The organism is Providencia sp. PROV048, assembly GCF_033688165.1.
Taxonomy (GTDB): Bacteria; Pseudomonadota; Gammaproteobacteria; order Enterobacterales; family Enterobacteriaceae; genus Providencia; species Providencia hangzhouensis.
In genome coordinates this window covers 2647549-2661084 of sequence record NZ_CP096360.1, presented here as the reverse complement: position 1 = coordinate 2661084, position 13536 = coordinate 2647549, and the positions used below count along the sequence as shown (strand labels likewise).

The 13536-nt window shown below is 40.9% G+C and carries 12 protein-coding genes; 3 read left to right on the top strand and 9 right to left on the bottom strand.

Annotation, left to right across the window (positions count from 1 at the left end; genetic code table 11):
* Positions 1 to 118 precede the first annotated feature (118 nt).
* A complete protein-coding gene (locus tag M1F26_RS11750) occupies positions 119 to 1435 on the top strand; it encodes a CitMHS family transporter (protein WP_125890860.1) in 1317 nt (438 codons plus the stop codon).
* A gap of 100 nt (positions 1436 to 1535) precedes the next feature.
* Here the strand turns inward: M1F26_RS11750 and M1F26_RS11745 are convergent, their stop codons facing one another.
* The gene (locus M1F26_RS11745; RefSeq protein WP_140170681.1) at positions 1536 to 2315 is read right to left on the bottom strand and encodes an LEM-3-like GIY-YIG domain-containing protein; all 780 of its coding nucleotides are present in this window, start codon (positions 2313 to 2315) and stop codon (positions 1536 to 1538) included.
* Positions 2316 to 2662: 347 nt separating this feature from the next.
* Here M1F26_RS11745 and M1F26_RS11740 point away from each other — a divergent pair, with 347 nt between their 5' ends.
* Together M1F26_RS11740 and M1F26_RS11735 are read left to right on the top strand one after the other, a co-directional pair.
* Positions 2663 to 3373, top strand: a complete 711-nt coding sequence (locus M1F26_RS11740; RefSeq protein WP_140170902.1) for an RNA ligase family protein — start codon at positions 2663 to 2665, stop codon at positions 3371 to 3373.
* Entirely contained in the window at positions 3370 to 4509 is a 1140-nt protein-coding gene (locus M1F26_RS11735) for an AAA family ATPase (protein ID WP_140170680.1), read from the top strand. Before M1F26_RS11740 ends, M1F26_RS11735 begins: the two co-directional genes overlap by 4 nt.
* Before the next feature lie 46 nt (positions 4510 to 4555).
* Here the strand turns inward: M1F26_RS11735 and M1F26_RS11730 are convergent, their stop codons facing one another.
* The 8 genes from M1F26_RS11730 to citC all read right to left on the bottom strand — a co-directional run bounded on the left by M1F26_RS11730 (position 4556) and on the right by citC (position 13329).
* Entirely contained in the window at positions 4556 to 5608 is a 1053-nt protein-coding gene (locus tag M1F26_RS11730) for a 4-oxalomesaconate tautomerase (protein ID WP_140170679.1), read from the bottom strand.
* A gap of 815 nt (positions 5609 to 6423) precedes the next feature.
* Positions 6424 to 7857 (bottom strand): anion permease, encoded by a 1434-nt coding sequence (locus M1F26_RS11725; protein WP_125890862.1) that lies wholly within the window; start codon positions 7855 to 7857, stop codon positions 6424 to 6426.
* Positions 7858 to 8106: 249 nt separating this feature from the next.
* Positions 8107 to 8997 (bottom strand): triphosphoribosyl-dephospho-CoA synthase CitG, encoded by an 891-nt coding sequence (citG, locus tag M1F26_RS11720; RefSeq protein ID WP_140170678.1) that lies wholly within the window; start codon positions 8995 to 8997, stop codon positions 8107 to 8109.
* Positions 8984 to 9523: a citrate lyase holo-[acyl-carrier protein] synthase gene (citX, locus tag M1F26_RS11715; protein ID WP_140170677.1), complete on the bottom strand. Its 540-nt coding sequence runs from the start codon at positions 9521 to 9523 to the stop codon at positions 8984 to 8986. Before citX ends, citG begins: the two co-directional genes overlap by 14 nt.
* A gap of 3 nt (positions 9524 to 9526) precedes the next feature.
* Positions 9527 to 11053, bottom strand: coding sequence for a citrate lyase subunit alpha (citF, locus tag M1F26_RS11710; protein ID WP_140170676.1), 1527 nt, complete (start codon positions 11051 to 11053; stop codon positions 9527 to 9529).
* 10 nt (positions 11054 to 11063) lie between these two features.
* Complete coding sequence (citE, locus tag M1F26_RS11705; protein ID WP_140170675.1) at positions 11064 to 11960, bottom strand: citrate (pro-3S)-lyase subunit beta; 897 nt, start codon at positions 11958 to 11960, stop codon at positions 11064 to 11066.
* Complete coding sequence (gene citD, locus M1F26_RS11700) at positions 11960 to 12256, bottom strand: citrate lyase acyl carrier protein (protein WP_125890867.1); 297 nt, start codon at positions 12254 to 12256, stop codon at positions 11960 to 11962. Before citD ends, citE begins: the two co-directional genes overlap by 1 nt.
* The gene (gene citC / locus M1F26_RS11695; RefSeq protein ID WP_180359458.1) at positions 12253 to 13329 is read right to left on the bottom strand and encodes a [citrate (pro-3S)-lyase] ligase; all 1077 of its coding nucleotides are present in this window, start codon (positions 13327 to 13329) and stop codon (positions 12253 to 12255) included. Before citC ends, citD begins: the two co-directional genes overlap by 4 nt.
* Positions 13330 to 13536: the final 207 nt, after the last annotated feature.

Below are 13536 nucleotides of genomic sequence, written 5' to 3'. Positions count from 1 at the left end.
AAATATTCCTTGCGGTTATATTAAATGGTTTATATAAGAAATATGCTTATTAAGCTAATGCGAGCCAAGCTGAAATTTGTGTTCACCTGAAAAATATAATTCTAAGAAGGAAGTTGATGTGCTGACAATTATTGGTATTTTAATCATTATATCGATAGTAACATTATTGATGATGGGGAAAGTTAGCCCAATTATCGCAATGTCTTGTATTCCCTTTATTGGTGCTTTATTTGCTGGTTATTCGGTTGCTGAAATTTCAGTATTCTTTGAAAGTGGAATTAATAAAGTTTCAAAAGTCGCAGCGATGTTTTTATTTGCGATTTTATTTTTTAGCTTAATGAAAGACCTGCATATCTTTGATCCATTGATCCGTTTAATGGTTAAAATGACGCGTGGGAATATTATTGTTGTTTGTATTATGACAACGTTAATTGCAGGAGTTGTCCATTTAGATGGTTCAGGCGCTGCGACATTTTTAATTATCATTCCTGCATTATTACCTTTATACCGTCAGTTGGGGATGAGCCCATATCTCATGTTGCTGCTGATGTGTGCCAGCATGGGGGTCATGAATATGGTGCCTTGGGGCGGGCCGTTAGGCCGTGCTTCGGCTGTCACTGGCATTGATGCTTCGACCTTATGGCAACATTTGATCCCAGTACAACTCATTGGTATGGGGGGAGCAGTGGTATTTGCTACGTTAATGGGATTTCGTGAGAAAAGACGCATTGCCGCAGCGAGTTTGAAAGGAACAACACCATATGAAATGGATTCTTTGTTACCTGTTAGTGATGATACTGCCGATATAACCGAAACGGTACAAAAACCTAAGAAACCACTTATCAATGGTGGGTTAATTGTCGCCTCTGTTGTCTGTTTAGCATTTGGTTTATTATCTGCACCTTATGTTTTTATGATCGCACTTTCCATTGCCTTGATGGTTAACTTCCCTAACCCTAGGGACCAAATGAAAATTTTGGCAGCCCATGCGCCACAAGCATTGGGAATGGTTGCCATTATCTTAGCGGCAGGAGCATTTTTAGGTATTTTATCTGAAGGTGGCATGCTTGAGTCAATTGCAACAGACTTAACCGCTATTTTACCAACAGAATGGGTTTCTAAAGTCCATATTTTTGTCGGTATTTTAGGCGTGCCGATGGATATTTTTACCAGTACCGATGCTTACTATTTTGCCTTACTACCAATAATTCAACAAATTGCCGCCACAGTTGGTGTTGACCCATCTTCCGTTGTTTATGCGATGGCGATAGGTAACAACGCAGGGACTTTCGTGAGCCCATTTTCTCCAGCAGCATGGTTAGCAATGGGATTAGCTGGAATTGATATGGGGCGCCACTTACGTTATTCGTTTGGTTGGATTTGGTTGTTTAGTTTCTTTTTGTTAGCAGTTGGTTCAGTTATCGGTCTTTACTAGGTTTTTCTGTTTTTAAATACTTGAGAACATTGAAAGATGTTCTCAAGTATTATCCAAAGATGATTATTATTTTTTCATCTTTATAACTATTTATGATAGATTAATATCCAACCTTAACGAAAGGTGTTCCGTAGCTCCTATCTCTATTGATTACCTTTCCTACATAAAGTTTACGCACTGAGTCTTCAGCTTTACGTCCGATAAATTCCCACCTATCACTATCACGTTTAATATTGTCTCGAGTAAAATATTGCTGTGTACCTGCTTTTACCCATCCATGTACTTCATAAACTTCTTTAATGATATTGTTATAAGTTGCATAGGCGTATTTGATATTACTGTCATTTCTTGGGATATTAGCCCAAACCCCACGGGTTACTTCAAATAAAGAAAGTTCATCCATGCCTGATTTATAGAGTTTGTTCAAAAGAAAGGCTAAACCGGAATGTTCTTTTTTAATGTCAACTTGTTGTTCAGTATGTAGATCATGTATCTCGTTTAAACTCAATCGTCCTAGTTTAGTTGTTTTGCCTCTCACTTTATTTGTTAAGCTATCGACACCCAGTAGATCGATACAAGTAGCTTCCACAACAAATGCGGTATCTTCATCCATGCCATGTCGTAAAATATCAATGCCTAGTTTATTTTGCTTGTGTAATTTCTCTATTTTTTCTTTTTTCTCATTTAATTCTTCAACTAGGTATTTATCTATTTCTTTTGAGTTTATATCAATAGCTTGGTATATGTGTTGTAAGCAACGATCATTAACTCCTTTTCCTATATAAAAAGGGCGACGCTCTTCATCTGTTAGCTCGCATAATGCGTATACGTAGTATTTTAACTTTTTCAAGGTTGTTTTATATTTATCAAAATCAGTCATTAAGTTACTCCAATATTTTTGAAAACCACGTTATACAGGTTAACAAGTGGTTTCAATTCACTGATAAACTAAATAAATAGGCTTATTTGGGCTTCTAGATTAATAGGGAGTAGGTGATTTTTGTGTGTAGAGCTAAATTAGGAATAAATTGATAGTCTTCTTCTTGACAATTAGACTAAAATTCAACTGCTTTCCTTCAATTTCGCTAATTTTGACCCTTAGCTAAGTAAAAATGAGGCCGTTACTCGGAATAGATATGTAATACCTACACTTGATTTCTCAACAATTAAAGACGCAAATCTAGCAAAAAGATTTGTAGTTATTTCTATTTCTTTAGAGAAAGCATGATGAATATGCAATCAAGAAAGTATGGTAGAACGTATCACTATCCGTTCTCCCCAGGTACGACGAGTGATGATCGCATCAATAGCGATTGGTGGTCGCACATCCAAAATATAGACAAACTGGTTCATACAGAAAAACTGGATGGTGAAAATAATTGTTTAAACCGTCACGGGGTTTTTGCTCGCTCTCATGGAGCACCAACCCAATCAGCATGGAGCCAGCAAATTCGCCAACGTTGGCAGCTGATTAAAGATGATTTAGGGGATATTGAACTATTCGGTGAGAATCTTTACGCAATACATTCCATTGAATATCAACATATTGAAGATTACTTCTATGTATTTGCGGTGAGGCAGGGGGAGTATTGGCTCAGTTGGGAAGAGGTGCAATTTTATGCAGCTCTATTTGATTTTCCAACCGTCCCTCAATTAGATTTATCACTCAGTAAACACATAAACAAGCAAGAATATGCAAGTTCATTAATTACTGCTGCATCATTAGATAGCCAATTTATTGCGTGTGATACTCATACAGGGAAAGCCTGTAGCATGGAAGGTATTGTGAGCCGCGATAGCCAAGGTTTTCATGTGGATGATTTTATGGCGCATGTTTTCAAATATGTGCGTAAAAACCATGTTAAAACGGATATCCACTGGAAGCGGCATTGGCAGAGAGCTAAGCTGGCCTTTGAATTACAAGGAGAACAGCCATGAGTTGGCAATTAACCCAATGTCGTGATTGGGCGCAGCTTGAAAAACAGTTCGATTTTGTGCGTGATATGCAATATGTGCCGCAAGACCGTTTGCACCATGCGGAAGGTAATGTGGCCATTCACACTCAAATGGTATTAGCGGCTTTGGAAGGTTTGCCTGAATATCAACAGCTTCCAGCTCTTAAACAACAAATCGTTTGGGCGGCAGCGTTGCTGCATGATGTTGAAAAACGCAGTACGACAAAAGAAGATGAAGAGGGGCGGATTCATTCGCCTGGACATGCTAAAAAAGGTGAGTTATCTGTACGGAATATATTATTTGGACAAATAGAAACACCTTTTGCTATTCGTGAACAGATTGCGGCTTTAGTTCGATTTCATGGCCTACCGCTTTGGTTAATGGAAAAGCCAGATCCTGAACGTACCTTATTTGCGGCGTCATTGCGTGTTGAAATGCCTTTATTGTGCATGTTAGCGAAAGCCGATGCGATAGGGCGTACATGTGAAGATAAAGCGGAATTATTAGTTAGAATCGAGCTATTTGAATTATTTTGTCGTGAGCAGGGCTGTTGGGACAAACCTAAATCATTCGCTTCACCAGCTGGGCGCTTCCATTATTTTCATCATCAAAAGGGCACTACGGATTACCAACCTTTTGAAGAGATAGGGAGCGAAGTGATTATGCTATGTGGTTTGCCGGGGATGGGAAAAGACCATTTTATCAAACAGTTTTACCCACAAACGGCAGTCGTGTGTTTAGATGATATTCGCCGAGAACATAAAATCAACCCAGCAGATAAAAATGCACAAGGGTGGGTGGCTCAGCAAGCTAAAGAGCAAGCAAAACGATTGTTACGCACTAAAACGCATTTTATTTGGAATGCGACATCATTAAGTGCCTCTTTACGGGGAACCATGATCAGCTTATTTGAACGTTATCAAGCCAAAATCCATTTAGTTTACTTGGAAGTGCCATTTAAACAGTGGCGGCAACAAAATCAACAACGTAAGTATGCAGTGCCGGAGCAAGTTATGGAAAAAATGGCAGGGAAGTTGGAGTTGCCAACGCCAGATGAGGCACATCAAGTTTCCTATTATATTGATGGCAATTTTGAACCATTATTTGCAGAAAAATAAAATTAATCACCTGCCTCTAGATAAGAGGCAGGCCAAGATATTAGTTTTAAGGAACGTAGACATCGCCTTCAAACAGTTTTCTTGCAGTTCGAATAATTGAAGCTTGAAGCTCTTCCGGTGAGTTGCCTTGTTGGTTTAACGACACGTCAAATTTGCCACTTAAATGCTCAATAGCAATGTTTTTCATATCAACAGAGTGAACATATTGCTGGGTAATACTATTAGGAACAATAGTACTTGTGGCAATGGCAATAGCACCCGTCACGGCAAGAGCGCCATGGCATTTATGCGGCATAAAATAGCGGACATTAATGGTTCCACCGTGAATGGCGGGTGAAATCAATATGGGTTTAGGAATAACTTTTTTGCTCACATCACCAAGCCCCATCGCTGCCCCGGCTTTTATACGAATAGTTTCCAGCTTTTGCATAAATTCGGTATCGGATTCAAGTTGCTCCGCAGTTTCATAACCAGTTTTATTGAGCTGAGGAGCATCAATTAATACCACAGGCATTGCCATATCAATACAACTGACATCAATGCCTTCAATGGTATCAATAGCATGACCAGTAGGAAGCAATTTTCCTGTTTTTGTTCCACTCGCATTTAAAAATGTCAGGGCAACAGGCGCGGCATGGCCGGGTACATTAGCAATTTCGGTATCACCATCATAATCCACATGGCCATCAGGCGTTTGCACCGTAGAGTTGACGAAAGTGTTCGTATTGACATTACGGACCCTGACAGTGGTTGTTTTACCAGTAATAGGAACTAACCCCTTTTCAATCGCAAAGGAACCCACGGCACAAAGAATATTTCCGCAATTTGGTGCGGTATCAACAATACGTTCAGTAATAGAAACCTGAGCGAATAAATAATCAATATCAGCATCAGGATGAGTTGAAGAGCTAATAATAGCGACTTTGCTGGTTTGTGGGCTCCCCCCACCAATACCATCAATTTGCAAAGCATGACCAGAACCCATAATAGCAAGGATCAGTTCATCCCGTTGTTGAGTGTCTTTAGGGAGAGAGTCCGCTAAAAGGAATACGCCTTTCGAGGTGCCGCCACGCATTAGTGTACAAGGAATTTTTTTCATCTGTTTACCCGTCATATTTCACGCTGTAGCTGTGTTGGCTGCACTCAGCCCCCCAAGTCACATACTGATGTATGCTCCTTGGGATACCTTCGTTTTGCCGCCTTGCTACAACGCGAACTATTTAGGGTAAACCCGCTAGATATATCTAGGAATACCTGTTAAGTATTACGCTGTAGCTGTGTTGGCTGCACTCAGCCCCCCAAGTCACATACTGATGTATGCTCCTTGGGATACCTTCGTTTTGCCGCCTTGCTACAACGCGAACTATTTAGGGTAAACCCGCTAGATATATCTAGGAATACCTGTTAAGTATTACGCTGTAGCTGTGTTGGCTGCACTCAGCCCCCCAAGTCACATACTGATGTATGCTCCTTGGGATACCTTCGTTTTGCCGCCTTGCTACAACGCGAACTATTTAGGGTAAACCCGCTAGATATATCTAGGAATACCTGTTAAGTATTACGCTGTAGCTGTGTTGGCTGCACTCAGCCCCCCAAGTCACATACTGATGTATGCTCCTTGGGATACCTTCGTTTTGCCGCCTTGCTACAACGCGAACTATTTAGGATAAACTGGCTTAATATTATTAAGTAACCCTATGAATTCGATTAGGTTAAACCCGTCAAGTATTATTACGGTAAACCTAACTCATATTATTAGGGTAAACTTAAGTCTGAGTTAAGGTTGCTCCAATAAAGTTCACGTTATAGCGCCAAGACTGCAAATAACTCTGGAACAGCGAGAAATTAATAATTTTGTTGTTAAATAGGGCACAATCATGATTGTGCCCGTCGTGTCGGTTTATTGACGAAGAATTAAATTAATCCAGTACTAATTAAAATTTCCCACCAACCTAAACCGATAGTCATGTGAACGAATAAACTAATGAAGGCCACTAACCCGCCGATGATCCACCAAGAACGGATATCGTTATAACCTGCACCGAATACGATAGGTGCTGCTGCACCGCCATAGTGCGTTACGCTTCCGCCATAAGCATTCGAGAACAGTAAGCCCAGAGCGAGCAACATCGGAGGTGCCCCTGCAACCATACCTACAGTGGCAAATACCGGCACCATGGCTGCAACGTAGGCACCACCAGAGGCGAATAAGTAGCGAATGGCAACACTGATGAACATGATGACAAAGAACGCCAGCATCGCTTGGTCACCGAAAGAAAGGTATTGGCTCATGGTATCTGCGAGCCACTTGAAGAAGCCTGCTTTTGTGAGTACGCCTGACATACTGATAATACCACCGTACCAAATCAGGGTATTCCAGCCGCCTTTATTCTTCAGTACGTCATCCCAAGTTACAACACCGAGGATCAGGGTTAATGCCATGACCGCAATCGCGACGCTAGACGCGCTAACACCGATAAGGTCAGAGAAAATCCAGCCGCACAGCGCGATAACAAAGACAATCCCCAGCAATTTTTCACGCATAGTCATTGGGCCTAAATCTTCAAGACCTTTAGCTGCGATCTCTTTGTTATTCACCTTTTTCAACTCAGGCGGATACAGTTTGTAGATCATTAACGGCGTCAAAATCAGCATGATTAAACCCGGTACAGAGGCGGCAAGTGCCCATCCGCCCCAACTTAAATGGATGCCCATAATGTCACTCATCATGGCAAGGGCGAGTGCATTCGGCGCCATTGCAGTTAAGAACATATAGCTGGTGGTTTTGGTCACCATATAGACGTTGACGAGGAGGTAGTGGCCTGCTTTACGTGGGCTTTTTTCTGGATCAGATCCTAAAGCAACGGCCACACTATTGATGATTGGGAAAACAATTCCCCCAGCACGCGCGGTATTCGATGGGGTTGCAGGCGCGATAATTAAATCAAGGATTGCGGTCACATAACCGAGCCCTAATGTTGTACCGCCTAACTTGCCAATCAAAATATAAGAAAGACGTTTACCTAAACCAGTAATAACAAAGGCAGCACTCAGAGTAAATGCAGCAAATACAAGCCATGTCGTACCGGATGCATATCCGCTTAAAACTTCACTTGCTTTGACATCTTTAGTCCCTGTTACCCCAATAATTACCGCACTCGCAGCAATAGTGGCTAATAGAATAACAGGCTCTGAATAGGGTTTAAGTACCAATCCAACAATAGCGGCAAGGTAAAGACCAAATAGCAACCATGCAATATGTGGTAGCCCCGCAGGTGTTGGTATTAAAGCAATAATAATTGGAATGGCTATTAAAACTAATAGCTTCCATATTTTTTCTTTTTGCATAAGCCAATTTCCTTGATTAAATCAATATTAAATTTATTTAATATTAAATTGAATGAACTTTAATATTAGGAATTTGTTAAAGTGACAATGTTTTTAATATGGCTGTATCTTGAATGAATATAATGAATCTTATTTTCATTACTCATTCACTCTAAGGTATATAATTTATTTAAATAATTAATTGGTTTTTATTTGGTTAATTCGTTTTAATTTTTTAAATTATCCCTGTGTTAATTAATATTAAAATAGTTACTTTATGTTAATTAAAGACTGGTTGGGTAATCGGGCAAAAAACCAAGTCAAAATTAATAAATCCGCACTTCCTCCTGGACTCATGTTTAGTTGAATACATTCACTGTCGAATTGTTTAACCTTAACTAAATCATCATCGGTATTAATACCTGAGATTAATAGCTGTTTTGCGCGTTGCTTTACCCATGTTAATCCTTTGACGCCACCGCGATTGACAATGTTTGTATCGTCATTCAGGCTCATGAGGAGAATTAAAGTATCAAGTAGGGCGATATCCGCGAGTTTGCCCTTGGTGAGTTGCTGCAAATAATAGGGAAGTGAATGTTTGATTACTAACGAATAACCGCCTTCCGCTTCACCTCTTGCGCCTGTTAACCCATGTTCCTGATATAAGCGGCGGCCTGCGGTAGGGTTTTCGGTTTTTTGTTTAAGTTCATTGGTAATTCCCTTACACATACTGGCAACCAACAAGCTCACACTTTCAGGTGAAACAAATTGTTGCTGTGCAATCAAACGGCCTATTACGGTTAAAACTAAACCCAAGGAAAAGATACTGCCTTTATGGGTATTAACCCCTTTAGTCGCACGGAACATCGACTTTTCGCAATCTATGCCGATAGGGCGAATGAGGGGTAATAGTTGTTCGATAGGACAATCTTTATATTGAGCACCTGCCTGTAAAAACCGAGGAAAATGTATTGCGATGGCATTGGCACTTAAATGAAAGTCAGTAAGGGCCATATCTTTATGGGCACCAGTATTGTGTCTGTCGACTAACCCAGGCTTAGGAGTCAAATTCACTTCGGCTAACATCGCATGCCATGCTAATTGGCTGTAATAGCTAGCTAATTTCTCATTTATATGGCTGAGCTGTTTAGTAGGTTGCATTCGCTAGCGCCTCAATACGATTAAGTATCTCAACCAATGAATGTGTTCGCTGACGAGCACAAATTTTCGCTTCATTTTCACAAAGTAAGCACTGCCTTGGTGGTAAATTTAACTGGGAGCGCGAATATTGCTGCCCATTCGCATCAAATACATCAAAATCCCATAATCGACCAGCAGGAGACGACTCTTCTAGGTAAATTAACGCTTTTTTAATCTCGATAGCATCGCCATCAACAGCGACCAAACATTCTGGTCCAGTTTTTAACGCCCACGATTGTTGTGATAAAAACACCCACTGCCCGCATGAAGCAATTTGCTTAAGCGCATTTAGGCCCTGATTAAACACATGTCTAACAAGAGAGTTGTCTTTGACAGCTCCAGGAAAAACGACAGTAAATGAAATCAAGGTTACCTGATGGAGACCAATCCATGCTTGTTGACGAGCCAGACGGGCATCTCGGCTATCCAACAGTTCAGGTAAAGAAATTTCAAATTGCTCTTGAGTATCAGGCAGTGGGCAAAACATAGTTTACTCCTTCACTTGATGAACAACATCAATGACTGAGCCATCACGATAACGCACAACAGCAACGACTTTATCTGTAAATTCAATTGGGTTAGGCGTTCCAGTGAGTAATTGTGCTCGTTCTCTTAACCAGCTCATTGAAACGGTTTTGATACCTTGGTTTTCAAGTTGCTGTTTTAATTCAGGACGAGCAGGGTTAACGGTGATCCCATGGTCAGTGACCAAAATATCTACACTTGACCCCGGCGTTACACAAGTGATCACCTCGTCCACTAAAGTTGGAATGCGTCCACGCACCAGAGGAGCAACAATGATAGACAGTTTAGAGGCAACGGCAGTATCGCTATGGCCACCAGAAGCACCACGAATAACCCCATCAGAACCCGTTAACACATTGACATTAAAGCGTGTATCGATTTCTAGCGCACTCAGCACAACCACATCAAGCATATCAACAGAGGCACCTTTTGAGTCAAAGCACGCATATTGATTTGCACTGATTTCAATGTGATTTGGGTTGCGAGCGAGCGACTCAGCCGCTGCTTTATCGAAGCTTTGAACGTCTAATAATTTGCGAATTAAGCCTTTTTCATGCAAGTCGACAATGGTTGATGTAATGCCACCTAAAGCAAATCCCGCAGTAATATTATGGCGTCTCATTTTATCTTCAAGGAAACGAGTCACGGCAAGAGAAGCACCACCCGTGCCGGTTTGTAGTGAAAAACCCTCTTTGAAGTAGCCCGACTTTTCGATCACATCAGCGGCAGTACGTGCGATCAGAAGTTCACGAGGGTTTGATGTCATGCGAGTCGCATCTGCCCCGATTTTATCTGCATCACCCACGCGTTTAACTTTGACGATATAATCGACTTCATCTTGTTTAATACTGGAAGGGTTATGAGGGTAATCTAATACTTCTTCAGTAAGCATCACCACTTTTTTTGCGGTTTCAGCATCAATTTTGGCGTAACCTAACGAACCACAGCAGGCTGTTCCTGTATATCCATTTGCATTACCGTATTCATCACATGATGGGACGCCAATAAAGGCCACATCAATAACGAGTTCACCATTATGAATTAGATTGGCTCTTCCTCCATGTGAATGGATTTGTACAGGTTCTTCTAATTCACCCCGTGAAATAGCTTCAGCGAGTGGACCCCGGATACCTGAAGTATAAATTTTACGAATAACGCCATGACGAATATGATCAACAAGAGGTGAGTGGCAAGCACTTAATGAACTGGATGCAAGTGTTAAGTTGCGAAAGCCCATTTCTGCAATAACTTGCATCACCATGTTGACGGTAAGATCGCCGCCACGGAAGGCGTGATGGAAAGAAATTGTCATGCCGTCTTTAAGGCCAGAACGACGAATAGCGACTTGTAAATCATCACACAATTTGCGGTTTCTCGGTTTTTGCACTTGCTGCTGCACTTTACCGATATCTTTGAATTCACGTAGTACATCATCAGTACTTGGTTGTAAGTAGGCTGATACGCGAGCCTGGCGCTGAGTATTATTTGTCATTTTTATTGCCTCACTCTTCCCTAATTCCTGATAATGCTGCTCGTGATAACACGAGACGAGCTCTGTCAATAACTGGGCCATCGACCATTTTTCCGTTCAATGAAACTACGCCTTTACCTTCAAGGGCTGCGGCATCAGCGGCTTCTACAACACGCTGCGCATGGTCGACTTCTTTTTGAGTTGGTGCATATAAATTATGAAGTAACTCAATCTGTCTTGGGTTAATTAATGATTTGCCATCAAAGCCGAGTTGTTTAATGTGAGCGGCTTCGCGTAGGAAACCTTCTTCATTATTCGCATCAGAATAAACGGTATCAAATGCTTGAATACCGGCTGAACGAGCGGCTTGTAAAATGGCGCACCGAGCATAGAGGAGTTCTACGCCGTCTGGAGACCGCTCGGTGCGCAAATTGCGGACATAGTCCTCGGCACCTAATGCGATGCCTATAAGTCTTGGTGATGAATGAGCAATATTCACTGCTTGAGTGATGCCCATTGGTGATTCGATAGCCGCTAACAACCCTGTACTACCTTCTTCACGGCCACAACTTCTTTCTATACGTAAGATTTCACTTTCAATATCAATCACATCTTGCGCAGTATCTGTTTTAGGAAGACGGACGACTTTCGCACCACCACGAACAACGGCTTCAAGGTCAGCAACACCAAAGGCGGAATCTAATGCATTGACCCGTACAATGGTTTCAATATCTTGATAAAGTGGATGTTGCAATGCATGGTAAACCAAGCGACGAGCCGTGTCTTTTTCGCGTAAAGTGACCGAGTCCTCAAGGTCAAACATTAAAGCATCGGCTTTATAAATAAAGGAATTACTCAACATCGCTGCATTGGAACCGGGAACAAACAGCATACTTCTGCGTGTACGTGATTTTTGTTCTGGAGTCATTACTTATCCTCCCAAGGCAGATAGTCGATATCACAGGCGCGAGCCAATAAGGCTTCTAAACGCGCTTTAAGTACGCATTCCAGTGCACCTTTATCATCTACAATGATTTGTGCCCCTTGAATATCATGCAGCTGAATCATTTCTTGTACGATTTTTGCGATAGCATCTCCAAACTGTTTTTCAACGCTACTGGTAATTTGTATTGAGACCTCTTGAGTGTCTTCTAGTGGCTCTATGCGAACCATGACATCACTTGATTCAAGTGTGCCAGCTACTGCTGCGTGCTTTATCTTCATATTTCACCTATGGCTAATTCAGAACTTTCGGTGTGGCTTTGAGCAGATGCGACTTGATTGGCGACCATCTCTTGTAAATATTGATAGGTTGCCTCAGGCACAATCGGCTTAATCGCCGCAAGATCTTTTTTAGCGAGCAATCGTCTAACTTGTGAGGCAGAAACTGCCGTTCCATTGATGATTGTTCGCGGAAATTCAACGAGTTCTATAGGTGGAAAATTCATAGCATCGGTTTTTAACCAAAAGCGCATGTCTTGGTTATATTGGTTGGTGACTTGGCAAAAAGGTTCCGAGCCTACGAATCGATGGGTTATCCCCAGAGCAGGGGCGATATATTGGCGAAATATCTTAATGTCTATTTCGGTGTAACAGTTATTGGCAACCGTTTTGTCTTTAATAAAGTAGCAAGGAAACGTCGCTCGAGAAATAATGTATTCGGAGCCTTTATGAATAGTGAGGTTTTCTATTCCTTTTGTCCCTGCTTCGATTAAATTTAATCTCACTTTATAAGGAAAACGCGATGTATCTTCTTTGACAACAAATAGGTGTAGCCAGTCACAGGCCTTCGCGGCTTGCTCGATTAAATAGCGATGGCCAAGGGTGAAGGGATTGGCATTCATGACGATTGCACCAATCTTTTTGCCTTCTTTACGTTGTGCTTTTAAACTTTCGATATAACGCTTTAGATAACAACAACTGTTCTCCATCAACACCATAATATCAGGAACGGTGGCAATGGTATGAAAACCACATTGTTGAAATAAGCTTTCATTTTGGAATTTGGTATAAATAAATAAATGCGTTGTATTATTTTCGTAAGCAAGATTAACCAGTTCTGTTGCTAATTTTAATGCAAGCCCTTCACCTCGAGCATCATCACTGATAGCAACGCATTTAATAACGTTTTTTGCTAAACCACCACACGCAATTAATTTTTCATTGCGAGAAATCGTAATAAAAACGTCAATGCTTGAATCAAGCTCTAAGTCGTTTTCCTTTAAAAACTGAGTTATTTCAGCAAGTTTCCTGTTCTCATGACGTTTTACTTGGTTAAACGTTATGTTTTCGAACATAATAGTATCCTGCATCTCATTTAGAGATGTTTTTAAAATGTTGCTAATGTTAAAGTTAATTAAATAAATTCTCTTTCGTTATTCTTATAATGATAAATAGATTTTCTTATTTAATTACCCTCTTTGATATTTATATTAAAGGTACTGTATTTAATATATTTGACCTATTTCATGTTTCTCAAATGAGATTGTATTTGTTTAATGGTT

What these genes read in the sequence shown, in the direction of transcription:
- M1F26_RS11745 (WP_140170681.1), bottom strand. Translation starts at nt 2,315, where the DNA reads ATGACTGATTTTGATAAATATAAAACAACCTTGAAAAAGTTAAAATAC.
- M1F26_RS11725 (WP_125890862.1), bottom strand. Translation starts at nt 7,857, where the DNA reads ATGCAAAAAGAAAAAATATGGAAGCTATTAGTTTTAATAGCCATTCCA.
- citC (WP_180359458.1), bottom strand. Translation starts at nt 13,329, where the DNA reads ATGTTCGAAAACATAACGTTTAACCAAGTAAAACGTCATGAGAACAGG.
- M1F26_RS11730 (WP_140170679.1), bottom strand. Translation starts at nt 5,608, where the DNA reads ATGAAAAAAATTCCTTGTACACTAATGCGTGGCGGCACCTCGAAAGGC.
- citG (WP_140170678.1), bottom strand. Translation starts at nt 8,997, where the DNA reads ATGCAACCTACTAAACAGCTCAGCCATATAAATGAGAAATTAGCTAGC.
- citF (WP_140170676.1), bottom strand. Translation starts at nt 11,053, where the DNA reads ATGACAAATAATACTCAGCGCCAGGCTCGCGTATCAGCCTACTTACAA.
- M1F26_RS11740 (WP_140170902.1), top strand. Translation starts at nt 2,663, where the DNA reads ATGAATATGCAATCAAGAAAGTATGGTAGAACGTATCACTATCCGTTC.
- M1F26_RS11735 (WP_140170680.1), top strand. Translation starts at nt 3,370, where the DNA reads ATGAGTTGGCAATTAACCCAATGTCGTGATTGGGCGCAGCTTGAAAAA.
- citD (WP_125890867.1), bottom strand. Translation starts at nt 12,256, where the DNA reads ATGAAGATAAAGCACGCAGCAGTAGCTGGCACACTTGAATCAAGTGAT.
- citE (WP_140170675.1), bottom strand. Translation starts at nt 11,960, where the DNA reads ATGACTCCAGAACAAAAATCACGTACACGCAGAAGTATGCTGTTTGTT.
- citX (WP_140170677.1), bottom strand. Translation starts at nt 9,523, where the DNA reads ATGTTTTGCCCACTGCCTGATACTCAAGAGCAATTTGAAATTTCTTTA.